This is a genomic window from Aquaspirillum sp. LM1 (assembly GCF_002002905.1).
Lineage (GTDB): Bacteria > Pseudomonadota > Gammaproteobacteria > Burkholderiales > Aquaspirillaceae > Rivihabitans.
Genome location: NZ_CP019509.1, coordinates 1,584,043 through 1,608,356, shown reverse-complemented (window position 1 = coordinate 1,608,356; position 24,314 = coordinate 1,584,043). Strand labels below are relative to the sequence as shown.

Below are 24,314 nucleotides of genomic sequence, written 5' to 3'. Positions count from 1 at the left end.
GGCCTGTCTGAATGCATCAGGCCAGCGCGCCGGGCCAGGCGCGGGAATCAGGCAAAGTTTTTCGCCACGACGTCCCAGTTCACCAGCTTCCAGAAGCCTTCCAGGTAGTTCGGGCGGCTGTTGCGGTAGTCGATGTAATAGGCGTGCTCCCATACGTCACAGGTCAGCAGCGGGGTTTTGTCGCCGGTCAGCGGGGTGGCGGCGTTGCTGGTGGACACCAGTTCCAGCGAGCCATCAGCAGCTTTCACCAGCCAGGCCCAGCCCGAACCAAACGTGCCGGCGGCCACGGCGTTGAACGCCTTCTTGAACTCGTCAAAGCTGCCCCACTTGGCGGTGATGGCATCGGCCAGCGCGCCAGTCGGCTCGCCGCCGCCGTTCGGGCTCAGACCAAACCAGTAGAAGGTGTGGTTCCACACCTGGGCGGCGTTATTGAAAATGCCGCCGCTGGATTTCTTGACGATTTCTTCCAGGCTGGCGTTTTCGAACTCGGTGCCCTTGATCAGGTTGTTCAGGTTGGTCACGTAGGTTTGATGATGCTTGCCGTAGTGAAACTCCAGGGTTTCCTTGGAGATGGTCGGGGCCAGGGCATCCAGTGCGTACGGCAGTTCGGGCAGTTTGTGTTCCATGAATCAACTCCTGAGAGATAATGTCGGGTTGCGGTGACTTGCCGGGTGGGCAAGGCCGGGGGGGGTCATGCAGGCGGTGTGCTCCACCTGAAAACCTGCTGACGATCTGACAACAAGGCTGGCTGCCTGGATCGTCAACAGCTTCTGACCCCTGATTCTACCGGATAGGGTGAAGCTCGCCAATTCCTGAGTAAATCAGTAAACTAATTTTTTGTTATAAGGCAAACGGGCATGCACGCCAAGTCTTTTGATGTTGTCATTGTTGGTGCCGGCGCCGCCGGGCTGATGTGCGCCGCCACCGCCGGCCAGCGTGGCCGACGGGTGTTGCTGCTGGACCACAGCGACAAACTGGCGGAAAAAATCCGCATCTCCGGCGGCGGGCGGTGCAACTTCACCAACCTGAACATCCACCCCGAGCGCTATCTGTCGGCCAACCCGCACTTTGTCCGCTCGGCACTGGCGCAATACAGCCAGTGGGACTTTATCAAGCTGATTGAACGCCACGGCGTGACCTACCACGAAAAAACCCTTGGCCAGCTGTTTTGCGACGACAGCGCCCAGCAGATCATCGACCTGCTCGACGCCGAATGCCATGACGGCCAGGTGCTCCGGCGGATGGGCTGCGCCATCCACAACGTCAGCCGCAGCGACGAAGGCCGCTTTGTGCTGGCCACCTCACACGGCGAATTCGACGCCGAATCGCTGGTGGTGGCCACCGGCGGGCTGTCCATCCCCGCCATCGGTGCCACGCCGTGGGGCTACCGGCTGGCCGAACAATTTGGCCTGGCCATCACCCAGCTGAAACCCGGCCTGGTGCCGCTTACCTTCGACGCCGCCGAACAACACGCCTTCGGCCCGCTGGCCGGCCTGTCGCTGGAGATTGCCGCCGAACTGGGCAAGGCCAGTTTTCGGGAACAGGCACTGTTCACCCACAAAGGCGTCAGCGGCCCGGCCATCCTGCAGATTTCTTCATACTGGCAGCCCGGCCAGCTGATCCAGCTGGATTTGCTGCCCGGCGGCAACGCGCGCGACGTGCTTGACGGCGAAGCGCATAGCGAGCAAAAACTCTCCAACGTACTGGCCCAAGCCTGGCCCAAACGCTTTGCCGTGCAATGGCTGGCCACCCAAGGCGTGGCCGACGCGCCGATGCGGCAGCTCAGCCCGAAAACCCTCGCCACGCTGGCAGAGCAGATCCACGCCTGGCCCATCCGCCCTGGCGGCACACAAGGCTATAAGAAGGCCGAAGTGACGGTGGGCGGGGTGGACACGCGGGAACTGTCGTCGAAAACGCTGATGGCGAACAAGGTGCCGGGGTTGTTTTTTGTCGGGGAGGTGGTGGATGTGACGGGGTGGCTGGGGGGGTACAACTTCCAGTGGGCGTGGTCGTCGGGGTATGTGGTGGGGGGGAGGTGTTGAGGGGGTGACAGCCGTGGGTGGTGTGGAGTATTATGTCATAAAAAAATAAACATCAATTCCGTGTTGCCCATTTTTTAATGTATAGAAATTATTTTCATGGAAATAAAGATGGATGAAATAAAGATGAATGTCGTTGAAATTCAATGTGCAGATGACCTTGCAGCATTGACAAATGAAGCTGTTCAACAGTTCAGAAAATCTAAACAGTACCGTGATCTAATCAGCGCGATTTTGATGGCAAACCATATCGCTGACTGGCACTATATCAAAGACCTTAATAGAAAAAATTTTAGTACGCCTGAAAGAGAAGAGATGAAGGCTTGCTACCCCGAATGGGATGTAATACGTCAACTAGCCAATGGCACAAAGCACTGTAATGCTCAGGCTGTGCGAGAAGATCTTCAATGGGAGCATAGCGATTTTTGGAGTAGCGCAGGACATGTGGGTGAAAATTGGCAAGATTGGTTTGTGAATATTGAAGGACATCAACGTTCCGTTATTGTTCTTATCGAAGACTTCTTAAAGAGTTTTGCGGATCATTCTTCTCGCCCGAAGTGAATGTGTACACAGAAGACATTTAATCAATTCTCGTAGATCATCATGAATAAAGAAGACTTTCTTAATATTAATAGAATCGATGATGAAACTTGGACTCGGGCCAATATTGATTGGACCGTGCTTAAAGAAATCGCGAACGATCATGAGATTCAGCTTGAATCTTTATCCGATGTTGCAGAAATTTTTGCTCGAACCATGCAAAGATTTTCTACAGTACATTCTGTCCGCTGGAGAGTAAAGGATACCCACCACCTTCTCGAGAAGATTGTTCGCAAGCGCGCTGCGCATAATGATAAATACAGAGATATTAATAAAGACAACTACTTTAAGATTGTTTCGGATCTGGTGGGAGTTAGGGTTTTACATTTATTTAAAGATGAGTGTCTTTTAATAAACTCTGACCTCAAGGGAAGGTAGCCCCCAGTAGAAACCCCTATTGCATATGTGCGCGAAGGTGACTCCTCGAGTCTAACAGAAGAATTTAAAAAATTAGGATTTGATGTTAAGCAACATCCTGCTGGCTACCGTTCAGTTCATTATATTTGTTCGAGCCAGCCTGGCCTGCGAGAGGTTTTAGTGGAGATTCAAGTCCGTACGATTTTTGAAGAAGCCTGGAGTGAAATTGACCATAGAGTACGTTATCCGAATTTTTCGGATGATCCACTTATTTCCTATTTTTTGACCATATTTAATCGATTGGCAGGAAGTGCAGATGAAATGGGGGCTTTTGTAAAAAAGTTAATGAATGGACTCCAAGAGACTAATACGGAACTAGCTCGAGCAAACCGCGAAAAAGAAGAAGCATTGACCGCTATGGCTAGCATGATTGCTGATCTAAAAAAAGGAAAGCAACAAGATGAGGAAACAAAGAGAAAGCTTAGTCAGCTACAAGATGAAGTTAGAAAACTTCGGCTAATCCCCTCAGTTGATAATTGTAAGGATATCAGAGCTTTAGCTGGAATGACCTCAGTGCAGTCTTCTATTCTTTATGGGCATCACGCAAACTCAGCTGCAATAGAAATGGTAAGGCAGCTCGAAATTGATGGTCGTAACAGTTATTTGGCAGAAATGGCATCACGGCACTTAAAAGAATCTAGTGCGACCCATCAAATGATGAGACAGATAGAAAAAATTGAAAGTGATAATGCATCAGTGCTAGCTGCTGTAGCTCAACATGCCCTAAAATTTAGTGCGGCTGAAATTGTAAGGCAGGAAAACTCATGTGAGAGCAACATAAAACATTTATCCTTAAACAGTCCTGACCATGCCGCATTAAATATTGACTTGGTGCCATTTTTTGAAGAAGGCCAGGATAGATCAAGGTAGAAATAAAACTTGATATAACCCTGCCTTTCTATTGGCTATCCATTTGATTTAGATATTAAGTGCCAAGTAAAATTGCATAACTAAGGTAAAAATATTTGCACCACAAGCAAATGTCTTGCGAAAAATAATTCTCGTTACATATTTATTTATCTCTATTGAGTGCTTTGTGCAGAACATGGCAGAAAATGGAAGGATCTTGCAGCTATTAGGGGCACGCTGAAAAAATCGTCATGCCCGCGAAAGTGGGCATCCAGGGTGTTGATTTTGCTGAGGGTGGCTTTTGGCAAAACAGTTTTTCTGAATAAATTAGCGCACTTGTAGCCAAATACAACAGAACTGGGATTATTTATTTTGCCACCCCATCCTCCACCCGAACTCTCCTCCCCCCAAGTCCAAGCCATTCCCATCGCTGACTGCGGAGAGCTTTTAATCGACGTCACCCACAGCGGCCTCATCACCTGCGGCCCGCCACCGGAATGCCCGGAAACCGCGCCGTTTTACCGCTTATTGCGCAGTGGAGTAGTCGCCAGATTGGAACAAGCGCAGCAATATTTGCCAGCGGGTTTGCGTTTGCGTGTGTACGAGGGCTACCGGCATCCAAAAATCCAGCAAATGCTGTTTGACGCGCAGTGGCGCAGGATGCAAATAGCGCACCCCACCCAAAGCGCCGCGTGGTGTTATGTACAAGCGGCGCAGTTGGCTTCGCCGTTGCGCACCTTTGCCGGGGAGCCGATGATTCCGCCACACAGCACCGGCGGCGCGGTGGATATTGACATTATCGATGCCGCTGGGCAGTCGCTGGATTTCGGCATGGCCTTGTCTGATTGGGGTGAGATTCCGCCCGAATTATGTGCCACGCAGTATGCGGGTCTGACCGACGCGGCGGCGAGCAATCGGCGGTTGTTGCTGGAAGTGATGACCGCTGCCGGGTTGGTGAATTACCCGAGGGAGTGGTGGCATTTTTCTTATGGTGACCGCTATTGGGCGTGCGTGACTGGCAGCGCCCAGGCGCGGTATGGTGCTGTGGAAGAGTTGATTTTTGATGCAGAGTGATTCAGTCAATGTTGCTTTTTTAAGTCAGCGCTGATTGATTCAGAAAAATCGTTTTTGCCAAAAGCAACACCCGGAAAAATCAACGCCCTGGATTCCCGCCTTCGCGGGCATGACGATTTTTTCAGCGCATCCTTAAACAGAAAACCTTGCAAAATCAAAATGCTGGTTCCCCTCCCTCGCGGGGACGACGGCACGGTGATGATGTGCTGAATTTCTGCTGGTGCGGGGATGACGGTTTTTTCAGCATGGCCTGTCCAGTGCCAAACTAAACGCCAGCATGGCGACTATCCCGCCGGCTTCGTCTGCACCCTTCAGTTTCACCCGGCTTGGCACCATGCCGCGCCAGCACACTCATGCCCCCGCCAAGACCTGCTAAAATCCCCTTTTGCCGCGCCCCGGTGCGCTCTGGATGCCTGCCTGCATGACTGATTACATCCCCAATCCCCCACCCGCCGACACCGAATACCAGCAGTTGCGCATGCCGCCGCATTCGCTGGAGGCCGAACAATCGGTGCTGGGCGGCCTGCTGCTGGACAATTCCGCCTGGGACCGCATCGGCGATGTGGTGATCAACGAAGACTTTTACCGTCACGACCACCGGCTGATTTTTCAGGCAATTGCCAAGCTGATCGAACGCAGCCACCCGGCTGATGTGGTGACGGTGTCCGAGCAGCTGGAAAAAAGCGCCCAGCTGGGCGAGGTGGGCGGGCTGGCGTATCTGGCCACGCTGGCGCAAAACACCCCGTCGGCGGCCAATATCAAGCGCTATGCCGAGATTGTGCGCGAGCGTTCGATCATGCGTCAGCTGGCGCAGATCGGCACCGAGATTGCCGATTCGGCGTACAACCCGATGGGCCGCGATGCGCGCGAGCTGCTGGACGAGGCGGAAACCAAGGTGTTCCGCATTGCCGAAAGCACGGCGCGTGCGCAGCAGGATTTTCTCAATATGGAGCAGATCCTCACCGAAGTGGTCGAGCGGGTCAACGAGCTGTATGGCCGTGATAACCCGGACGACGTGACCGGCATCCCCACCGGCTTTCTGGATCTGGACAAAAAAACCTCCGGCCTGCAAAAGGGCGACCTGGTGATTGTGGCCGGGCGGCCATCGATGGGTAAAACCGCGTTCTCGATGAATATTGCCGAAAACGTGGCGCTGAACACCGGCTTGCCGGTGGCGGTGTTCTCGATGGAAATGGGTGCCACCCAGCTGGCAATGCGGATGATTGGCTCGGTGGGCCGGCTGGACCAGCACGCGCTGCGCACCGGCCAGCTGTCTGACGAAGAAATGGACAAATTTGGCATGGCGGTGTCGCGGCTGTGGGAAGCGCCGCTGTTTATCGACGAAACCCCCGGCTTGTCTGGCCTGGAGCTGCGCAGCCGCGCCCGCCGGCTGGCGCGCAAGATGGGCGGCCAGCTGGGTCTGATTGTGATCGACTATTTGCAGCTGATGAGCGGCTCCAGCGACCGCCGCGACCAGAACCGTTCGTCCGAGCTGGGCGAGATTTCCCGCTCGCTCAAGGCGCTGGCCAAGGAGCTGCAAGTGCCGGTGATTGCCCTGTCGCAGCTGTCGCGCTCGGTAGAGCAGCGCACCGACAAACGCCCAATGATGTCCGACTTGCGCGAATCAGGTGCCATCGAGCAGGATGCCGACTTGATTCTGTTTATGTACCGCGACGAATATTACAACCCGGATTCGCAGTTCAAGGGCATGGCCGAGGCCATTATCGGCAAGCAGCGTAACGGCCCCACTGGCCGGGTGCCGCTCACCTTTCTGGGGCATTATTCCCGCTTTGAAAACGCCTCGCCGCAACAAGTGTCCGGCTGGGATCAAGGAGATTGACCATGAGCTATTTTGCTCGCCATGTATTTTTGTGTACCAATCAGCGCGCCGAAGGCGAAACCTGTTGCAACGCACTGGGGGCCAGCCAGGCGCTGGACCACGCCAAGGGCCGCATCAAGGCGCTGGGCCTGGCCGGGCCGGGCAAGGTGCGCTTTCAGAAAGCCGGCTGCCTGGAGCGCTGCGGCGAAGGCCCGGTGCTGGTGGTTTACCCGGAAGCGGTGTGGTACACCTATGTGGACCAGAGCGATATTGACGAAATCATCGACGAGCACCTGGTCAATGGCCGGGTGGTCGAACGTCTGAAGCTGGCCGACCATGCTTAAACTGCAACAAGACCCCATCCTGATTGCCGGCCCGGTGGGCCAGCTGGAAACCCTGGTAATTAGCCCCAAGGATGGCGCGCCACGCGGCATTGCCATGATTGCCCACCCCAACCCGCTGCAAGGCGGCACCCACACCAATAAAGTGGTGCAAACCACGGCGCGCGCGCTCAGCCAGCACGGCTATGTCTGCTATTGCCCCAACCTGCGCGGCGTGGGCAATAGCGGCGGCGCGCACGACTATGGCCACGGCGAGGTGGACGACGCCCAGGCGGTGGTGGACTACGCCCGCGCCCAGCATGGCGATTTGCCGCTGGTGCTGGCCGGTTTTTCGTTTGGCAGCTACGTGGCCGCCCAGCTGCGCCAGCGCATCGACGCCCGCCATTTGATCATGCTGGGCGCGGCGGTGTCGCCCAAATACGCCATGCCCAGCGTGCCGGCGGATACCGTGGTGATTCACGGCGAGCACGACGAAGTCATCAGCCTGGCCCAGGTGCTGGACTGGGCGCGTCCGCAAAGCCTGCCGGTGGTGGTGTTCCCCGGTGTCGGGCACTTTTTTCATGGCAAGCTGGTGTTGCTGCAGCAGTATGTGCAGCGGCTGATTCCGGCGGTGTGAACAACTGGGGCGGCCATCGCCCCCCGCCCTGCGCCCTCCCCCACACCGGGGTGCGACAATTTGCCGCATTCCCGGCGCGGCCCCAGTCCCGGACAATTCATGCTTATTGATAAAGTTCGGGGAGTGTTTCATGGGGTGCCGCATCCGTCCGTTAACCGCCGCCGTGGCGCTGGCTTTTGTGTCTTCTTCCTGTTGGCAACTGGCCCAGGCGCAAGCGCTGGGTGAAGTGGTGGTCAACGCCAGCAAAGACACTGCGCTGCCTAACGCCAGCCAGGTGAGCGATCTGGCGGCGCAGCGCGCCGCCAGCAGTGATGCCGCATCGCTGCTGAAAAACATTCCCGGCGTCAGCCTGTACGGCGCGGGCGCAGTGTCCAGCCTGCCGGCCATCCACGGCCTGGCCGATGACCGCCTGCGCATCAAGGTGGACGGCATGGACCTGATTGCCTCCTGCCCCAACCACATGAACCCGGCGCTGTCCTACCTCGACCCCAGCCAGATCGGCACGCTGACGGTGTACGCCGGCATCAGCCCGGTCAGCCTGGGCGGCGACAGCATTGGCGGCAGTATTGTCGCCAACACCCGCGCGCCGGAATTTGCCGAGCCCGGCCAGGGTCGGCTGGTCAAGGGCGAAGTGGGTGCGTTTTTCCGCAGCAACAACAACGCCCGTGGCGGCAATGCCTCGGTGACTTACGCCACCGAAAACGTCAGCCTGAGCTACAGCGGTGCTTACAGCGAAGCCGACAATTACAAAGCCGGCAAGGATTTCAAGCCCTTCACCGCCAGTGGCCGCCCCGGCCACGATCTGGCGCGCGACGAAGTGGGCTCCAGCGCCTACCGCAGCGCCAATCACACGCTTGATCTGGCGGTCAAGCGCGACAACCATCTGTTTGAAGCCAAGCTGGGCTACCAGAACATGCCCGAGCAGCTCTACCCCAACCAGCGCATGGACCTGCTCAATAACGAGCAAAAACGCATCAATCTGCGCTGGCTGAGCGACTACGCCTGGGGCAAGCTGGAAACCCGCGCCTACCACGAAACCGTCAAGCACTACATGGACTTTGGTGCCGACAAGCAATTCCAGTATGGCACCGCGCCTGGCATGCCGATGCACACCGAAGGCAAGACCACGGGTGCCACCCTCAAGGCCGAAATCGACCTGGCCGCGCGCAGCCTGCTGCGCCTGGGCGGCGAATATCAGCACTACACGCTGAACGACTGGTGGCCGGCCTCTGGCACCGGCGGCATGGCCCCGTATACCTTCCTCAACATCAACGACGGCGAGCGTAACCGCCTGGCGCTGTTTGGCGAATGGGAAAAACAGTTCACCCCGCAATGGAAAACCCAGCTGGGCCTGCGCTATGAGCGGGTGAACACCAGCACCGGGCAGGTACACGGCTACAACCAGAACAGCTACCCGACCAGCGGCGGCATGTCGATGATGAACCAGACCAACGACGCCGCCCGCTTCAACACCAGCGCCAAGCGCGACAGCACCGACAACAACTGGGACGCCACCGCGCTGGCGCATTACAAGATTGACGCCACTCAAGATATCGAATTTGGCCTGGCGCGCAAGGTGCGCTCGCCCAATCTGTACGAGCGTTATTCCTGGTCCACCGCCAATATGATGGCGATCATGAACAACTTTGTCGGCGACGGTAACGGCTATATTGGCAACCCCAACCTCAAGCCGGAAAAAGCCCACACCCTGTCCGCCACCTTTGACTGGCACGACGCCGAGCGCAGCCGCGAACTCAAGCTGACCCCGCATTACAGCCACGTCACCGACTACATCGACGCCATCCAGTGGGACAACGCCAGCAACACCGCACGCACCACCCCGCAGCGCAAGCAGTTTACCAACCTGCGCTACACCAACCAGACCGCCCGCCTGTACGGCCTGGACCTCTCAGGCCAACTGCCGCTGGGCAAAACCACGCTGGGTGAATTTGGCCTGAAGGGGATGCTCAGCTATCTCCGTGGCAAGAACACCGACACCGGCGACGATCTGTACAACATCATGCCGTTCAACGCCAAGCTGACCCTGACCCATAAAACCGGCGGCTGGGACAATGCGCTGGAAATCGAAGGCGTCAGCGGCAAGAAAAAAGTCTCCGACGCTCGCAACGAAATCCAGACCGGCGGCTACGCGCTGGTTAATCTGCGCGCCAGCTACAGCTGGCAGCAAGTGCGGCTGGATTTTGGCGTGGCCAACCTGTTTGACCGTGGCTACGCCCTGCCCACCGGCGGCGCTTACACCGGCCAGGGCACCACCATGGGCATCACCAGCATCCCCTGGGGCATCGCCGTGCCCGGCATGGGCCGCTCGCTGTATGCGGGGGTGAATGTGAAGTTCTGATCGGGTATCAAGTAGAGGGTGATGTGCGTGACGCCCCGGCGGAGGAATCTGCCGGGGCGTTTTTTTTTCAGAAAAATTGTTTTTGCAAATGGTGTGGAAATGATGGCTTTTGTTAAAAACCGCTTACTGTCCGCTGACCCATGTCAGCGCGTCTTCCGGTGTATCAAAGTATTCGCTGTTGGTGTGGCTGAGCAGGCCGGCAATGTGCGCGGCCAGGCTGACCCAGCCTTCCGGCGAGACAATCGCCACTCGGCCAAAGTCCTGCTGGTGCTCGCGGATGAAGCGCAGTTCTTCCAGCACCATGTCCACGGTAAAATCCAGCAGCCCGGTCAGGTTGAGCAGCACATTCACCCCGCCTTCCTGGCCGGCGTGTGCCAGCACGGCGGTTTCAAAGGCGCGAAAATCGTCCACAGTGAATGTGCCGAACAGTGCGACATCCAGGCCATAAGGGCGGTGTTGAATCGAGATCATGGCAGTGCTCCTTGAGATAAGCCGATGGGCGTGTTGCGCACCGGTATGCTTTCAGCTTAGCGCCTGCTGGCCAGAATGCCGCTGACAATAATCAAGCCCATGGCCAGATAACCCTCCAGCGGCAGCACATCCCCCCACAGCAAGGCACCCAGCACGCTGGAAAACACCACGGTGAGGTAGGCCAGATTGGCCACCACAAACTTGTTGCCGTCGTGGTAGGCGCGGGTCATGGCCAGCTGGGCCAGGGTGGCGGTGGTGCCCAGGCCGAGCAGAATCCAGCCATTGTCCCAGGTAATCGGGCTGGGCGTATGCCACAGCACCAGGCCCAGCCCGCCGAGGGTGGAAATCAGGGTGAAATAAAACACTACCCGCCATTCCGGCTCACCCAGCCGGCCCAGTTCGCGCACATGCAGGTAAGCCAGCCCGGCAAACAGGCCGGAAAACAGCCCCAGCAGCCCAGCCAGCCAGGCGTCGGCGCTGAAGGTGGGTTTGAGCAGCAACACCACGCCCATAAAGCCCAGCCCCAGCGACAGCAGCACCCGGTGGCCCAGTCGCTCTTTCAGCCACCAGGCGGACAGCCCGGCCAGAAACATTGGCGAGGTGTAGTTGAGCGTCACGGCGGTGGCCAGCGGCAGCTGGGTGATGGTGTAAAAGTACATCAGCAGCGACAAATAGCCAAATGCGCTGCGCTTGAAATGGTAGGCAAAATGCGCGGTGGCCAGGCTCTGGCCGCGCAGCCACACCACCGCGCCAATGCTGACCATGCCCAGTACGGTGCGGTAAAACACCAGCTCGATCGAGGTGAAATGCGCGGCACCGAGTTTGACAAACACCCCCATCAAGCCAAACAGCAGCGACGCCACCACCATCCACCCCGCCCCCAGGCGGCCAGTTTTCAGGCGGGAGAACAGGCGGGCAGTCGGGGTCATGGCAGGCTTTCTGAATCGGGATGCGAGCCAGCCAGGGCGGTCAATGGCCGCTGGCGGCGGTGCAGCAAAGGGGTGACCTTACCTCTACCGGGCGCGGATGGCAAACCGGAGCGACGCCAAACCGACATCCGCTACCGGTATCGTTTCCTGGTGGATGAACGCCCGGCATGCCGGATATCCCACCTTGCACCCGCGCCAGAAAGGCGGGAAGATTCCGCTTCGGCGCAGCCCGCCCGGCCCCGATCCCCGCTGACCCCCTCGCGAAAGCCCGCCATGTTTGCATTCCGCCCCCTTTGCCATGCCCTGACTGCCCTGGCCCTGCTGCTGCCGGCCCTGCCCGCCCAGGCCGAAGGCGGTGTGGTCACCGTGGAAAAAGACCGCTTCATCGATTTTTATCTGGTGCTGAAAGACCAGCTGGCGCGCATGCCCGGCCTGCGCGGTGACGGCGTGACGCTGTCGCGGGCCTATCTGCTCGACAAACTGCGCGAGCGTTTCAACAAAGAAGGGGTAGAAGTGCGCGACCTGCGCCTGACCCCGGAAAAAGGCACGCTGGAGCTGGTGACCACCCAAGGCCCGATTGACGCCAAACACCGCATCGACTTCACCTTTCTGCCGGTGGACTGGGCCCAGCGCACCGTGCGCCTGCGCTTTCAGCAACACAGCGAGCCGCTGAATGACGGCCTGCTCAGCCAGGTGCTGGGCACCATTGCCATTGGCGCATTTGAAACCGCCACCGGGCGCAATGGCGTCAAGCAGCTGACCGAAAAACACCCCTACCTGATGGTCAACGGCGATGTGCTGTCGGTGCGCATGGATCAGGTGCCGTCGCTGATTCCCTACCTCAACACCCAGATCATGGGCTACAAGCCGTTTGACTACGTTGGCATCAAGCGCCTGGCCACCGAGCAGGATCAGGTGCGCATTGTGCTGGCGGTGCAAAAAAAATAGCCGCATCCTGCCGGGGTTGGGCAAGATGCGGCGCAATCGGGACAACCCCAGGATGAAAACGGTAACCCCCTGCCGCTGGCCAGTCCGGTGGGGCGGACGTTAGGGGGAGGTCGGGTCGGTGGCAAACGCCACCTTGTTCAGCCCGGCGCGGTGCGCCGCCGCCAGAAAGCGGGCCACATGCTGGTACGCCGTCTGGCTGTCGGCGTGCAGGTGCAGTTCCGGCTGCGGGTTTTGCATGGCGGCGCTGGCCAGACGTTCAGGTAGCGCGGCCTGGCCCAGTGGCTGGGCATCCCAGAACACCGCGCCGTCAGCGTCAATCGACACGCTCACATGCGCTGGCTTGAGGTCGTTGACCGCGCTGCTGGCCTTGGGCAGGTCCAGCTTCACCGCGTGGTTGATCACCGGCACGGTGATGATAAAGATGATCAGCAGCACCAGCATCACATCCACCAGCGGGGTCATATTGATTTCCGACATCACATTGTCGTCATCGTCATCCAGATCTGAGGTATTGAACGCCATCATGCCACCTGCCTGAGCGGACGCGGTGCCTGGTGACGCACCGATTTACCCACCACCAGATAGGCATGCAGGTCGTGGGCAAAATGCTTGAGCTTGCCCATCACCCCCTTGTTGCCGCGCACCAGCGCGTTGTAGCCCAGCACCGCCGGAATGGCCACCGCCAGCCCCATGGCGGTCATCACCAGCGATTCGCCCACCGGCCCGGCCACCTTGTCGATGCTGGCCTGACCTGAGGCACTGATGCTGATCAGCGCATGGTAAATCCCCCAGACCGTGCCAAACAGGCCAATAAACGGCGCGGTGCTGCCCACCGAAGCCAGAATCGACAGCCCGCTTTGCAGGCGCGAGGCGCTGTCGTCCAGCGACTGGCGCAGGCAGCTCATCAGCCAGTCAGACAGATTCAGCACGCCATGCAGCTCGTTTTGCTTGTCGCTGTGGTGCTGGGCCGCCTCGTGGCCCCGGCTGACCAGATCGTGAAACGGGTTGTCGGCGTGGGCGGCCAGCAGTTGCACGCCCTGTTCATAGCTGGTGGCGTGCCAGAACGCCTGGGCACTGTCCACCTGGCGGCGCATGCGCCACAGCGTCCAGGCCTTGATCAGCATCACACTCCACGATGCCAGCGACATCAGCAGCAGCAAGACTGCCACACTGCGGTTTACGCTATCTCCCTGCGCCCACAAATGGGCCACGCTATAGTTGGTTTCGGTCATTGGTTCAGGCTCGGTTCAGGATAAAAAAACAGCGGCAGGACAGCCTCAGGCGGCGTCGTCCAGCCGGAAATGAATGGGCACATTCACGCTGGCCGCCACGCTGTGCTCGCCCTGGCGGGCCGGCACAAAGCGCCACTTTTCGACGGCAGCCTGTGCGGCGGCATCCAGCCGGGGGTAGCCGCTGCTGCGGGCAATGCGCACCTGGCGCGGCGCGCCGTCGGCATCCACCTGTACCGCCAGCAGCACCCTGCCTTCTTCACCCAGCCGGCGCGACACCGCCGGATAGGCCGGGGCCGGGTTGTTCAGATACGCCGCATCAAAGCGTGGTGCCGACGCGGGCGCGCCGCTGGGGCTGGCCTTGTCGCTGCGCGCTGGCACAGCCTCCTGGGCTGGCGCGCTGGGTGCGGGTGGGGTGGGCGGTGCGGGGGCCACACTCACCGGTGCCGAAGTGGGCTGTACTTGCTGGCTGACCAGCACCGGCGGGCGCGGCGTGGGCTTCACCGGCTGCGCCCGCGCCTGCGGTTTGGGCGGCGTGGGCTTGGCTGGTTCGGGGGCGGCCATCGGCAACGGGCTGGGCGGCAAGATGCTGGCCTGCATGCTGGGCGCGGCCAGCGGCGGCGGTGACTGTTGCGCCTGCCAGAACACGCCAAACACCAGTGCGGCGTGCAGCACGGTGGCCGCCGACACCGGCAGCCAGTGCTGACGGTAACGCCAGCTGGAACCCGCCGGCAGGTGCAAACGCATTGGCCAGGCCGTGGCAGAGGGGGAAGCAGAAGCAAGCGCCATGGCAAACATCATCCGTGTCAATAAAGTGGCCTGCCGGTGGATACGCCAGCAGGGTGATGGGACGCAATGATAACGATTATCAAAATCAAGTCAAGCCATGTCGGGCAACATTCTCTCCAATATCCTGGTGTAGGCCCGATGCCCTGACGGGACGACCCAGCCAAAATATGCCTTTGTAATCACAGTTCGGCGTGGATAAGCGCCCACCTGTTTAATTTGCAAATAGCAATGATTCGTATTTATACTGCCGGCCATACACCTTGCTGCGCCGCGTGCCAATGGCCGCACCCGTTGATGTTCCGTCCACCCTCACCAGATTTTTGCCATGCCGCCTGTTGAATCCTCCCCCGCCGCCCCGCGTCGCGCCCGCTGGCTGAAAGGGCTGCTGACCGTACACTGGATCAGCTCAGCCATCTGCCTGCTTGGCCTGCTGCTGTTCAGCGTCACCGGCCTGACCCTGAACCACGCCAGCCAGATTGAAGCCCGGCCCGACACCCAGCGCAGCGCCCGCCAGCTGCCACCGGCCTTGCTGGCCGACGTGCAGCGGCACAGCCAGCAACGCCGCAGCGACCGTGCGCCGCTGCCCGCCGCGCTGAACCACTGGCTGGCCGACAGCCTGGCGCTAAGCACTGCCGAGGAGCGGGCTGAATGGCGCGATGACGAAGTGTATCTGTCACTGCCGCGCCCAGGCGGCGACGCCTGGCTGCGCATCGACCTGACCGATGGCGCACTGGAATACGAACGCACCGACCGGGGCTGGATTGCCTGGCTGAACGACCTGCACAAGGGCCGGCATACCGGCGAGGCCTGGCGCTGGCTGCTGGACAGCCTGGCGCTGGGCTGTGTGCTGTTTGCCATCACCGGATTGCTGATCTTGCAGGTGCATGCCCGCCAGCGGGTGACCACCTGGCCGCTGGTGGCGCTGGGCATGGTTGTGCCGCTGCTGATTGTGCTGCTGTGCCTGCCCTGACCGGTTTTTTTATCCGCTGACCCTCTGACCCAAAGGATTGCCCGTTGAAAACACGTCATTGCCTGACCCTGGCGCTGGCCCTGCTGGCGCTGCCCGCCAGCGCTGCCGAGCTGTCGGTGAAAATTGAACAGCCCACCCTGCCGGTGGCCGAATACCACCGCCCCTACCTGGCCGTCTGGCTGGAAAAAACCGATGGCAGCGCGGTGACCCAGCTGGCGGTGTGGTACGACCAGAACAAGAAAGACAACGCCGGCACCAAATGGCTGAAAGACCTGCGCCAGTGGTGGCGCAAGGGTGGGCGCGATCTGGCCATGCCAGTGGACGGCGTGGCCGGTGCCACCCGTGCGCCGGGCGTGCATACCCTGTACTGGAATAGCCAGAAAGCCCCGCTTAACCAGCTGCCGGCGGGCGACTACCAGCTGATGGTGGAAGCCGCGCGTGAAGGCGGCGGGCGGGAAGTGGTGCGCGTGCCAGTGAGCTGGCCGGGCAAAACCCCGCGCCAGACCTCGGCGCAAGGCCAGCAAGAGCTGGGAACCATTACCGTGCAAGTCAAACCGTGATGTCAGGAGCCTTAGCCATGAAGCACCGTCCCACCGTGTCCACCTCCCTGGCCATCTTGCTGGCGCTGACCCTCTCCAGCGCCGCCCAGGCCCATCGTCCGTGGCTGTTGCCCAGCGCCAGCGAAGTGGACGGCAAGGAACCCTGGGTCACCGTTGACGCCGCCGTCTCGGAAAACCTGTTTGATGTGGATGGCAACGCCCTCAAGCTTGACGGCCTGACCATCAGCGGCCCGGATGGCCAGCCGGTCAGCGGGGCCAACGTGCTGCAAGGCAAGCAGCGCAGTAGCGTTGAACTGAAACTGGCCCAGCCCGGCACCTACAAATTTTCGCTGGTGACCGCTTCGGCCATGGCCAGCTACACGCTGAACGGCGAAACCAAGCGCTGGCGTGGCCACCCGGACGACCTGACCCAGGCGATTCCGGCCCAGGCCGAAGCCCTGCAAGTGTCGCGCACCCACCAGCGCCTGGAGACTTATGTCAGCGCCAACCAGAGCAGCACTCAGGTGCTCAAACCCGCCGGCAGCGGCCTGGAACTGCTGCCGCTGTCACACCCGACCGAACTGCTGGCCGGTGATGCCAGCCGCTTTCGCGTGCTGCTGGACGGCAAGCCGCTGGCCAACCAGCAGGTAGCGGTAGTGCCCGGCGGGGTGCGCCATCGCGGCGTGCTGAAAGACTTTGCCGTCACCAGCGACAGCCAGGGCGAATTCAGCGTGAAGTGGCCATTTGCCCAGCACTACTGGCTGCAAGCCAGCTACCCGCCGCGCGCGCCGGCACCTGCCGCCGGCCAACCACGCCCGGCCCCGCCTGCCCAGCGCTTTGTGTCGGTGCTGACGGTGGAAGTCACCCAACCATGAATCACCCGCACCCCCACCGCCAGCCGGGCAGACGGCGATGAACGCGCCGCTTGACCCAACGCGCCTGCTGGCTGCCGCGCTGGTGCTGCTGGCGTACCTGGCGCTGTGCCTGCTGCTCTGGTGGCGGCATCACCGCCGCCAGCGGCCTGCCGCCGAATCAGCCAGCCACTGGCAAGTGGTGTTTGCCAGCCAGACCGGCAGCGCCGAAGCGCTGGCGCTGAACACCGCCAAGGCGCTGGAGATGGCCGGCCTGCCGGTGCAATGCCGGCCACTGAATGCGCTCAGTGCCGACCAACTGCAAGCCGGCGGGCATTATCTGCTGCTGCTGAGCACCTGCGGCGACGGCGACGCGCCCGACAACGCCGCCCGCTTTGCCCGCAACCTGCTGACCCGCTCGCTGAACCTGAGCCGGGTGAGCTTTGGCCTGCTGGCGCTGGGCGACCGTGATTACCCGGCCTACTGCGGCTTTGGCCGTCGGGTGGCGCAATGGCTGGGCGCGCACGGCGGGCGGGCGCTGTTTGCCCCCATTGAAGTCCATCGCAACGACCCACAAGCCCTGCTCGCCTGGCAGCAGCAGGTCAGCCATCTGGCCCAGCTGGGCGATGCCCCCAGCTGGGCGCTGCCGCCGTTTCGACCCTGGCAACTGCGTGAACGCGTTCAGCTCAATCCCGGTAGCCAGGGCGGCGAAGTGTTTCTGCTCAGCCTGACGCCATCCGCCGGGCCCTGGCCCGACTGGCAGGCCGGCGATCTGGCCCAGCTTGCCCTGCCCGACGAGGCCGACTGCATGCGCGATTATTCCATCGCCTCCTTGCCGGGCGATGGCGTACTGCAGCTGCTGCTGCGCCTGCATCGCCACCCGGATGGCCAACTGGGGCGGATGTCGGGCTGGCTGGCCGGGCAAGTGCCCATCGGGGGCATTGTGCCGCTGCGGGTGCGCGCCCAGCACCGCTTTCGCCAGGGCGACCACACCGGGCGGGCGATGATCCTGATTGGCAATGGCGTGGGGGTGGCTGGTTTGCGCGCGCATTTGAAAGCGCGGATTCAGGCTGGTTGCGGGCCGAACTGGCTGGTGTTTGGCGAGCGCCAGCAAGCGTGCGACAACTTTTTTGCCGCCGAATTTGACCACTGGCTGGCCGAGGGGAAGTTACAACGGCTGGACCGCTGCTTCTCCCGCGATGCCGGTGGCGGCTATGTGCAGCATGCCTTGCTGGCGGCAGCGGATGAGCTGCGCCACTGGGTGGCGGACGGTGCGGTGATTTATCTGTGCGGCAGCCGGCTGGGCATGGCCGAGGCAGTAGACCAGGTGTTGCGCGGGGTGCTGGGCGAAGCCGGCCACGCCGTGCTGATGCAGGAAGGGCGCTATCGGCGTGATGTGTTTTGAGCTGGCAAGCACGTTTAACACGCGGTACCCGGTAAGGTGGGCCATCCGCACAGGGCGACCCACCAGCCCCCAGGCAAACTGCGATCAATAGGCGCTATCTTCTGTAAAAAATAGATAAATAACCGAAAAATCATATTTTTAGCAAAATCTTGTGCGAAAAGATTGCTCGAACCAATGATAATAGTTATCATTAATATGCACGTCGTCAGTCGGCAGCCATCGCTGTGCCTCCCCAGCCAGACCGACCTCGCGAACGACGGCAGCACACTCTTGCAACCACTTCACGCATAAGGATTTTCCCCGATGGCCCACCCACGTAGCCGCACCCACCAACACGCCGTTCACTGGCTGGCGCTGGCCAGCGCCGCGCTGCCCCTGGCCGCCCAGGCGCAAACCTCCACCACGCTGCCGGAAATGACCATCAACGCCAGTAGCGACAGCGGTTACAAAGTGGACACCGTCTCTTCGCCCAAGGCCACCCAGCCCTTGCTGAACACCCCGCAAACCGTGTCGGTGATTCCCAAGGAGCTGTTCAAGGAACAAGGGGCCAGCTCGCTGATGGAAGCACTGCGCAACACCCCCGGCATCACCATGCAACTGGGTGAAAACGGTGCCACCAGCGCTGGCGATACCTTTCAGCTGCGCGGGTTTTCCACCCAATCGTCGATGTTTATCGACGGCGTGCGCGACCTCGGCGCGGTCACCCGCGACACCTTCAATATTGAACAAGTGGAAGTGGTCAAAGGCCCGGCGGGGGCAGATATTGGCCGGGGCGCATCGTCTGGCTATATCAATCTGGTCAGCAAGTTGCCCAACAAGACCGACGCCATCAGCGCCGAAGCCAGCATTAATACCGCCGGTGCCTCGCGCCTGACCGGCGACCTGAACAAAGCCTTTGGCACCAGCAGCGCGGTACGGCTGAACGTGATGGCGCAGGGTGGCGATGTGCCAAACCGCGACCGGGTGGACAACACCAGCCTGGGCTTTGCCCCATCGCTGGCCTTTGGCCTGGGCACCCCTACCCGGCTGTATCTGTATTCACAGCACATCCGCCAGGACAATGTGCCGGACGGCGGCATTCCCACCATCGGCATGGAAGGCTTTTACAACGCCAACGCCACCCTGCAAGGTGGTGCCAAGGTGAACGAAAAGAACTACTACGGCAGCGCCCGCGACCAGGAAAAAGTCCACGCCGACATGGTGACGGTGAAAATCGAGCACGATATGGGCGAAGGCATGAAGCTGAGCAATATTGCCCGCTACGGTAAAACCAGCATGGACCGCATCATGACCGGGGTGTACACCCTGGCCGCACCCAGCGCCAACCCAGCCAGCTGGACCGTCAGCCGCTTGCGTCAGCGGGTGGATCAGGACAATGAAATCCTGGCCAACCAGACCAATCTGAGCGCCAGCTTTGCCACCGGCCCGCTCAAGCACAGCCTGGCCGCCGGCCTGGAATTTCTGTATGAAAAACAGAACACCCTGAGCTTCAGCACCACCGGCAAAACTGTTACCGCCGCCAATCTGTACAACCCCAACGCCAACGACGCACTGCCCGACCCTTACCCGACTGGCGCTTATGTGCGTGGCTCGACGCTGACCGCCGGGGCCTATCTGTTTGACACCATTGAGCTGACCCCGCAATGGCAAGTGTCGGGCGGCGTGCGTCTGGACCGCTACCGCACCGAAACCGACAGCGCCACTGCCACACAAAACAGCACCACCGGTGCCGTCACCGCGCTCACCCCCTACTCGCTGAGCAAATCCGACCTGCTGACCAGCTGGAAACTGGGCGCGCTGTACAAACCCGCCGCCAATGGCAGCGTATACCTGGCCTACGGCACCTCGCAAACCCCGCCGGGCGGTGCCAATTTCTCGTTAAGCAGCAGCGCCAACAGCACCAGCAACCCGAATATGGACACCCAGGACACCAGTAATATGGAGCTGGGCACCAAATGGGACGTGCTGGGCGGTAAGCTGGGCCTGACCGCCGCGCTGTATCGCACCGAACACAAAAATGAACTGGCAGTGCTGGACAGCCTGAGCAACACCTACGCGCAGATGGGCAAGCGCACGGTGGAAGGCATCGAGCTGGGCGCAGTGGGTCAGCTGACCCAGGACTGGCAGATTTCTGCCGGCCTGGCCACCATGAAAACCAAGGTAAAAGCCGGCAGCACCGGCAACAACACCATTGGCGCTGCCGCGCGCTGGTCACCGGAACTGACCGCCACGCTGTGGAGCAGCTACCACTTTAACGACGCGCTGACCGTCGGTGGCGGCGTGCGTTATGTGTCCAAGCAAAAGCGGGTGGTGGACCCGGCGGCCAACCTGGCGGCGTCGAACATGCCGAACATTCCGTCTTACTGGGTGGCCGACGCCATGGTGGATTACAAGGTGAGCAAGAATGTGTCGCTGCGCCTGAATGTGTACAACCTGTTTGATGAGGAGTACATCAGCACGCTGAACAACAGCGGCGCCCGCGCCACTCTGGGCGCGCCGCGTTCGGCCATGTTGAGTGCCAATGTGCAGTTTTAATGTGAGGGGGATGGCCCGATTGTCGGTGCCGCGCTGCGCACGGAGCTGAATTTTGGGTGGGGTTTCACCCCACGCCCGACCCCTTTTCTTTGTCTCGCCAAAGAAAAGGGGGAAAAGAAAGGCGACCCGGGACGCGCGCCCTACGCCTGCGGCTTCGGGTCCCCTGCGCTTCTCGAAAACCGGGGCCGCCCCGAACTTGCGCCGGCTGCGCCGTCGCTTCGAACATGCGGGGCGGACTTCCCCCCGGTTTTCTGCGATGCTCGGCACGCTTTACGGGAGGTAAACCGGCTAGGCGCCACTGGCCGTGCTTTGCTCAGGTTCATGCTATGGACGTCCTCCTGCCAACTTCTGTCGCAGCACCTTTTAACACCAGGAATCTTTATGATGCTGCATATCCCCGGCGTGCTCAGCCCCGCCGAAGTCCTCCACCTGCGTGAACAACTGGATGCCGCCGGCTGGGCCAACGGCGCGCTCACCGCCGGCAGCCAGGCCGCGCACAGCAAGCGCAACCTGCAACTGTCGCCAGACCATCCCGCCTTTGCCGAACTGTCTGGCCAAGTGCGCACCGCGCTGGAACGCCACCCGCTATTCATCGCCGCCGCCCTGCCAGCACACATCCTGCCGCCGATGTTCAACTACTACCAGGGCGGCGGCACCTACGGCAACCATGTAGACAACACCGTCCAGCAAGACCGCTTCACCCGCCAGACCGTGCGCACCGATGTCTCCACCACGGTGTTTTTATCCGACCCCGACGACTACCAGGGCGGTGAGCTGGTGGTGGAAGACACCTACGGCACGCACGAGGTCAAACTGGCCGCTGGCGACGCCATTGTTTACCCCTCCACCAGCCTGCACCGCGTCGAGCCGGTCACTCAAGGCCGCCGCCTGGCGGCGTTTTTATGGACACAAAGCCTGGTGCGCGACGCCTGGCAGCGCAGCATGCTGTTTGAGTTGGACATGACCATCCTCAAACTGCGCCAGCAACTGGGCGACAGCGCCGAAGTGCTCAAGCTCACCCACCATTATCACAACCTGCTGCGCCAGTGGGGTGAGCCATAGGGAAACGCTGAAAAAATCGTCATTCCCGCGAAGGTGGGAATCCATAGCATTGATTTTTCTGGGTTTTACTGTTGGCCAACACGATTTTTCTGAATCAATCAGCGCCTCCATAGCGCGCCTGCGCCAGGGCAAAGCCTGGGCGCAGGGCGTCGGCCACATACGGTTTCAGCAGCGCCAGCACCTGGCTGACGCCACGTCGGCCCGAGGCCTCGCTGACTGCCTGGCCGGGCTGGGCCACTTGTTCAAAGGCAAACCAAAATTTCACCACCAGCCAGATATTGACCACCAGCGGGTTGATATCGCTGGCATCAAGGGTCAGTAATCCGGCGTCCACTGCACGCTGGCACAAGGTGTGCAGGGTGTGGTTCAGTTCTTCCTGCAAAAACTGCTGGTACGCCTGCTGCAAGGGCGGGTTGCGCGCCAGCAGGCCGGGCAGGTCGTAAAACAGAAAACGATACTGCCACATGCCGTCAAACGCGCTGTCCAGATAGCCCAGCATATCGGCCACCTGCAGGCTGCGCTCGGATGGCAGGGTCAGCCTGGCACGGATAAAATCCTGATATTGCAAAAAAATCTGGTGAACTATCGCTTCCTTGTGACGAAAGTGATAGTACAGATTGCCCGGACTGATGCCCAGATGCGCGGCAATATGGTTGGTGCTCACCTGGCGCTCGCCTTGTTCATTGAACAGCTGCAGGCTGGCGGCCAGGATTCTGTCGTAGGTTTTCATGGCTGGGCCTCACCCGGCAAACGCCTGCTCCCTCACGACAACTTCACCGCATGCTCACGCGTCTCATGGAACACCACCTTCGGCCAGCGTTCCTGGGTCAGATCCAGATTCACCCGGTTCGGGGCCAGATACGCCAGGCTGCCGGCGGCGTCGATGGCGACGTTGTTGACCAGGGTTTTTTCAAAGTCACCCAGCATGCGTCCGTCGTCGCAGCTGACCCAGCGGGCGGTGTAGATCTGGCACGGGTCGAACACCGCTTCCACGCCGTATTCGCTGAGCAAGCGGTGGGCGACGACTTCAAATTGCAGCACACCGACGGCACCCAGAATCAGGTCTGCGCCGTTGGCGGGTTTGAACACTTGCACGGCCCCTTCTTCGCCCAGTTGTTGCAGGCCCTTGTGCAGTTGCTTGATTTTCAGCGGGTTGCGGATGCGCACCGAGCGGAACAGTTCGGGGGCGAAGAAGGGGATGCCGGTGAATTGCAGGGCTTCGCCTTCGGAGAAGCTGTCGCCGATCTGGATGTTGCCGTGGTTGGGGATGCCGATGATGTCGCCGGCAAAGGCTTCTTCGACAATTTCACGGTCGTGGGCCATGAAGGTGACCACGCTGGAGGCGGAGATGTCGCGGTTGAGCCGCAGGTGTTTCATTTTCATGCCGCGCTCGAAACGGCCTGAGCAGACGCGCATGAAGGCGATGCGGTCGCGGTGTTTCGGGTCCATATTGGCCTGGATTTTGAACACGAAGCCGGAGAATCTGCTTTCGGCGGGGTCCACCTGGCGCACGGTGGCGTCGCGGGCGGAGGGCGGCGGGGCCCAGTCGACCAGGGCGTTGAGGATTTCGCGCACGCCAAAGTTGTTGATGGCCGAGCCAAAAAACACCGGGGTGAGCTGGCCGGCCAGGAAGGCGTCCAGGTCAAAGTCATTGGACGCGCCTTTGACCAGTTCGATTTCCATGCGCAGCTGTTCCATTTCCAGCGGAAACAGCTGGTCCAGACGCGGGTTGTCGATGCCGTCGATGACTTCGCTGACCAGTTGGTCGGCGATGTCCTGGCCGGCTTCAAACAGCATGACCTGATCACGCAGCAGGTGATACACACCACGGAAGGTTTTGCCCATGCCGATGGGCCAGGTGATCGGCGCGCAGCGGATATTGAGCACGTTTTCGACTTCGTCGAGCAGCTCCAGCGAGTCGCGCACTTCGCGGTCGTACTTGTTCATGAAGGTGACGATCGGGGTGTGGCGCAGGCGGCAGACGTTAAGCAGCTTGATGGTTTGCGCTTCCACACCCTTGGCGGCATCGATCACCATCAGCGCGGCATCGACGGCGGTGAGCACGCGGTAGGTGTCTTCGGAGAAGTCCTGATGGCCAGGGGTGTCGAGCAGGTTGACCACATGGTTGCGGTAATCAAACTGCATGACTGACGAGGCGACGGAAATGCCGCGCTGTTTTTCGATGTCCATCCAGTCGGAGGTGGCGAATTTGCCGCCTTTTTTGCCTTTGACGGTGCCGGCCATCTGGATGGCACCGGAGAAGAGCAGGAGTTTTTCGGTGAGCGTGGTTTTGCCGGCGTCGGGGTGGGAGATGATGGCAAAGGTGCGGCGGCGGGCAGCTTCGCTGGCCAGGGCGGTCAGGGCGTCGGACATGAGGGGGCCGGTGCGGGAAAAGCGTTGAATTGTAATGGATAGCCACCGGGACGCAAAGCCGGGCAAGCGCCAGCGTGTCATCCCGTTGCCGCTCGTCCA

24 protein-coding genes are annotated in these 24,314 nt (G+C 60.5%); 16 read left to right on the top strand and 8 right to left on the bottom strand.

Annotation, left to right across the window (positions count from 1 at the left end):
- Positions 1–47: 47 nt before the first annotated feature.
- Positions 48–626, bottom strand: a complete 579-nt coding sequence (gene sodB / locus BXU06_RS06900; RefSeq protein WP_077298078.1) for a superoxide dismutase [Fe] — start codon at positions 624–626, stop codon at positions 48–50.
- Between the two features lie 231 nt (positions 627–857).
- On the opposite strand from sodB, the gene BXU06_RS06895 reads away from it, so the two are divergent.
- The 9 genes from BXU06_RS06895 (at position 858) to BXU06_RS06860 (ending at position 10,114) form a co-directional block, all read left to right on the top strand.
- A complete protein-coding gene (locus BXU06_RS06895) occupies positions 858–2,042 on the top strand; it encodes an NAD(P)/FAD-dependent oxidoreductase (RefSeq protein ID WP_077298076.1) in 1,185 nt (394 codons plus the stop codon).
- Positions 2,043–2,138: 96 nt separating this feature from the next.
- Positions 2,139–2,600 (top strand): hypothetical protein, encoded by a 462-nt coding sequence (locus BXU06_RS17340; protein WP_150125138.1) that lies wholly within the window; start codon positions 2,139–2,141, stop codon positions 2,598–2,600.
- A 42-nt stretch (positions 2,601–2,642) separates the two neighbouring features.
- Positions 2,643–3,017 (top strand): hypothetical protein, encoded by a 375-nt coding sequence (locus BXU06_RS18595; protein WP_077298074.1) that lies wholly within the window; start codon positions 2,643–2,645, stop codon positions 3,015–3,017.
- A 27-nt stretch (positions 3,018–3,044) separates the two neighbouring features.
- A complete protein-coding gene (locus tag BXU06_RS06885) occupies positions 3,045–3,926 on the top strand; it encodes a hypothetical protein (protein ID WP_171982140.1) in 882 nt (293 codons plus the stop codon).
- Positions 3,927–4,457: 531 nt separating this feature from the next.
- A complete protein-coding gene (locus BXU06_RS06880) occupies positions 4,458–4,979 on the top strand; it encodes a M15 family metallopeptidase (RefSeq protein WP_171982139.1) in 522 nt (173 codons plus the stop codon).
- A 421-nt stretch (positions 4,980–5,400) separates the two neighbouring features.
- Complete coding sequence (dnaB, locus tag BXU06_RS06875; protein ID WP_253189544.1) at positions 5,401–6,819, top strand: replicative DNA helicase; 1,419 nt, start codon at positions 5,401–5,403, stop codon at positions 6,817–6,819.
- A gap of 2 nt (positions 6,820–6,821) precedes the next feature.
- Positions 6,822–7,142 carry a ferredoxin gene (locus BXU06_RS06870; RefSeq protein WP_077298066.1) on the top strand — a complete coding sequence of 107 codons (321 nt, stop codon included), beginning with the start codon at positions 6,822–6,824 and terminating at the stop codon, positions 7,140–7,142.
- Positions 7,135–7,755, top strand: a complete 621-nt coding sequence (locus tag BXU06_RS06865) for an alpha/beta hydrolase (protein ID WP_077298064.1) — start codon at positions 7,135–7,137, stop codon at positions 7,753–7,755. The genes BXU06_RS06870 and BXU06_RS06865 overlap by 8 nt, the downstream gene beginning before the upstream one ends.
- A 130-nt stretch (positions 7,756–7,885) precedes the next feature.
- Positions 7,886–10,114 (top strand): TonB-dependent receptor, encoded by a 2,229-nt coding sequence (locus tag BXU06_RS06860; protein WP_077298062.1) that lies wholly within the window; start codon positions 7,886–7,888, stop codon positions 10,112–10,114.
- Positions 10,115–10,237: 123 nt separating this feature from the next.
- Here BXU06_RS06860 and BXU06_RS06855 read toward each other — a convergent pair whose 3' ends face one another.
- Both BXU06_RS06855 and BXU06_RS06850 read right to left on the bottom strand, forming a co-directional pair.
- Entirely contained in the window at positions 10,238–10,585 is a 348-nt protein-coding gene (locus BXU06_RS06855; protein ID WP_077298060.1) for an STAS/SEC14 domain-containing protein, read from the bottom strand.
- A 56-nt stretch (positions 10,586–10,641) separates the two neighbouring features.
- Positions 10,642–11,514: a DMT family transporter gene (locus BXU06_RS06850; protein WP_253189543.1), complete on the bottom strand. Its 873-nt coding sequence runs from the start codon at positions 11,512–11,514 to the stop codon at positions 10,642–10,644.
- Positions 11,515–11,787: 273 nt separating this feature from the next.
- On the opposite strand from BXU06_RS06850, the gene BXU06_RS06845 reads away from it, so the two are divergent.
- Positions 11,788–12,462 carry a hypothetical protein gene (locus tag BXU06_RS06845; protein ID WP_077298058.1) on the top strand — a complete coding sequence of 225 codons (675 nt, stop codon included), beginning with the start codon at positions 11,788–11,790 and terminating at the stop codon, positions 12,460–12,462.
- A gap of 99 nt (positions 12,463–12,561) precedes the next feature.
- On the opposite strand, the gene BXU06_RS06840 is transcribed toward BXU06_RS06845, so the two are convergent.
- From BXU06_RS06840 to BXU06_RS06830, 3 genes are read right to left on the bottom strand one after another with little or no spacing between them, the layout of a single operon-like run.
- Positions 12,562–12,987 carry a biopolymer transporter ExbD gene (locus BXU06_RS06840; protein ID WP_253189542.1) on the bottom strand — a complete coding sequence of 142 codons (426 nt, stop codon included), beginning with the start codon at positions 12,985–12,987 and terminating at the stop codon, positions 12,562–12,564.
- Positions 12,984–13,694 (bottom strand): MotA/TolQ/ExbB proton channel family protein, encoded by a 711-nt coding sequence (locus BXU06_RS06835; RefSeq protein WP_077298056.1) that lies wholly within the window; start codon positions 13,692–13,694, stop codon positions 12,984–12,986. Before BXU06_RS06835 ends, BXU06_RS06840 begins: the two co-directional genes overlap by 4 nt.
- Before the next feature lie 45 nt (positions 13,695–13,739).
- Entirely contained in the window at positions 13,740–14,480 is a 741-nt protein-coding gene (locus tag BXU06_RS06830; RefSeq protein WP_150125137.1) for an energy transducer TonB, read from the bottom strand.
- A 325-nt stretch (positions 14,481–14,805) separates the two neighbouring features.
- On the opposite strand from BXU06_RS06830, the gene BXU06_RS06825 reads away from it, so the two are divergent.
- The 6 genes from BXU06_RS06825 (at position 14,806) to BXU06_RS06800 (ending at position 21,842) form a co-directional block, all read left to right on the top strand.
- Positions 14,806–15,450 carry a PepSY-associated TM helix domain-containing protein gene (locus BXU06_RS06825; RefSeq protein WP_077298052.1) on the top strand — a complete coding sequence of 215 codons (645 nt, stop codon included), beginning with the start codon at positions 14,806–14,808 and terminating at the stop codon, positions 15,448–15,450.
- Positions 15,451–15,494: 44 nt separating this feature from the next.
- Complete coding sequence (locus BXU06_RS06820; protein WP_077298050.1) at positions 15,495–16,010, top strand: DUF2271 domain-containing protein; 516 nt, start codon at positions 15,495–15,497, stop codon at positions 16,008–16,010.
- A gap of 17 nt (positions 16,011–16,027) precedes the next feature.
- Positions 16,028–16,864 (top strand): DUF4198 domain-containing protein, encoded by an 837-nt coding sequence (locus BXU06_RS06815; RefSeq protein WP_077298048.1) that lies wholly within the window; start codon positions 16,028–16,030, stop codon positions 16,862–16,864.
- Between the two features lie 37 nt (positions 16,865–16,901).
- Positions 16,902–18,245 carry a sulfite reductase subunit alpha gene (locus BXU06_RS06810; protein WP_077298046.1) on the top strand — a complete coding sequence of 448 codons (1,344 nt, stop codon included), beginning with the start codon at positions 16,902–16,904 and terminating at the stop codon, positions 18,243–18,245.
- A gap of 303 nt (positions 18,246–18,548) precedes the next feature.
- On the top strand, positions 18,549–20,780 hold the full coding sequence (locus tag BXU06_RS06805; RefSeq protein WP_077298044.1) for a catecholate siderophore receptor Fiu: 2,232 nt from the start codon (positions 18,549–18,551) through the stop codon (positions 20,778–20,780).
- A gap of 381 nt (positions 20,781–21,161) precedes the next feature.
- Positions 21,162–21,842 carry a Fe2+-dependent dioxygenase gene (locus BXU06_RS06800; RefSeq protein ID WP_077298042.1) on the top strand — a complete coding sequence of 227 codons (681 nt, stop codon included), beginning with the start codon at positions 21,162–21,164 and terminating at the stop codon, positions 21,840–21,842.
- A gap of 94 nt (positions 21,843–21,936) precedes the next feature.
- Here the strand turns inward: BXU06_RS06800 and BXU06_RS06795 are convergent, their stop codons facing one another.
- Positions 21,937–22,572, bottom strand: a complete 636-nt coding sequence (locus BXU06_RS06795) for a TetR/AcrR family transcriptional regulator (RefSeq protein WP_077298040.1) — start codon at positions 22,570–22,572, stop codon at positions 21,937–21,939.
- Between the two features lie 32 nt (positions 22,573–22,604).
- The gene (locus tag BXU06_RS06790; protein ID WP_077302722.1) at positions 22,605–24,215 is read right to left on the bottom strand and encodes a peptide chain release factor 3; all 1,611 of its coding nucleotides are present in this window, start codon (positions 24,213–24,215) and stop codon (positions 22,605–22,607) included.
- Between the last annotated feature and the right edge of the window lie 99 nt (positions 24,216–24,314).

Coding starts and splice junctions, on each gene's coding strand:
- BXU06_RS06825 (WP_077298052.1), top strand. CDS start 14,806: ATGCCGCCTGTTGAATCCTCCCCCGCCGCCCCGCGTCGCGCCCGCTGG.
- BXU06_RS06800 (WP_077298042.1), top strand. CDS start 21,162: ATGATGCTGCATATCCCCGGCGTGCTCAGCCCCGCCGAAGTCCTCCAC.
- BXU06_RS06845 (WP_077298058.1), top strand. CDS start 11,788: ATGTTTGCATTCCGCCCCCTTTGCCATGCCCTGACTGCCCTGGCCCTG.
- BXU06_RS06865 (WP_077298064.1), top strand. CDS start 7,135: ATGCTTAAACTGCAACAAGACCCCATCCTGATTGCCGGCCCGGTGGGC.
- BXU06_RS06850 (WP_253189543.1), bottom strand. CDS start 11,514: ATGACCCCGACTGCCCGCCTGTTCTCCCGCCTGAAAACTGGCCGCCTG.
- BXU06_RS06840 (WP_253189542.1), bottom strand. CDS start 12,987: ATGATGGCGTTCAATACCTCAGATCTGGATGACGATGACGACAATGTG.
- sodB (WP_077298078.1), bottom strand. CDS start 626: ATGGAACACAAACTGCCCGAACTGCCGTACGCACTGGATGCCCTGGCC.
- dnaB (WP_253189544.1), top strand. CDS start 5,401: ATGACTGATTACATCCCCAATCCCCCACCCGCCGACACCGAATACCAG.
- BXU06_RS06830 (WP_150125137.1), bottom strand. CDS start 14,480: ATGGCGCTTGCTTCTGCTTCCCCCTCTGCCACGGCCTGGCCAATGCGT.
- BXU06_RS06790 (WP_077302722.1), bottom strand. CDS start 24,215: ATGTCCGACGCCCTGACCGCCCTGGCCAGCGAAGCTGCCCGCCGCCGC.
- BXU06_RS06810 (WP_077298046.1), top strand. CDS start 16,902: ATGAACGCGCCGCTTGACCCAACGCGCCTGCTGGCTGCCGCGCTGGTG.
- BXU06_RS06860 (WP_077298062.1), top strand. CDS start 7,886: ATGGGGTGCCGCATCCGTCCGTTAACCGCCGCCGTGGCGCTGGCTTTT.
- BXU06_RS06835 (WP_077298056.1), bottom strand. CDS start 13,694: ATGACCGAAACCAACTATAGCGTGGCCCATTTGTGGGCGCAGGGAGAT.
- BXU06_RS06870 (WP_077298066.1), top strand. CDS start 6,822: ATGAGCTATTTTGCTCGCCATGTATTTTTGTGTACCAATCAGCGCGCC.
- BXU06_RS06805 (WP_077298044.1), top strand. CDS start 18,549: ATGGCCCACCCACGTAGCCGCACCCACCAACACGCCGTTCACTGGCTG.
- BXU06_RS06815 (WP_077298048.1), top strand. CDS start 16,028: ATGAAGCACCGTCCCACCGTGTCCACCTCCCTGGCCATCTTGCTGGCG.
- BXU06_RS18595 (WP_077298074.1), top strand. CDS start 2,643: ATGAATAAAGAAGACTTTCTTAATATTAATAGAATCGATGATGAAACT.
- BXU06_RS06795 (WP_077298040.1), bottom strand. CDS start 22,572: ATGAAAACCTACGACAGAATCCTGGCCGCCAGCCTGCAGCTGTTCAAT.
- BXU06_RS06855 (WP_077298060.1), bottom strand. CDS start 10,585: ATGATCTCGATTCAACACCGCCCTTATGGCCTGGATGTCGCACTGTTC.
- BXU06_RS17340 (WP_150125138.1), top strand. CDS start 2,139: ATGGAAATAAAGATGGATGAAATAAAGATGAATGTCGTTGAAATTCAA.
- BXU06_RS06895 (WP_077298076.1), top strand. CDS start 858: ATGCACGCCAAGTCTTTTGATGTTGTCATTGTTGGTGCCGGCGCCGCC.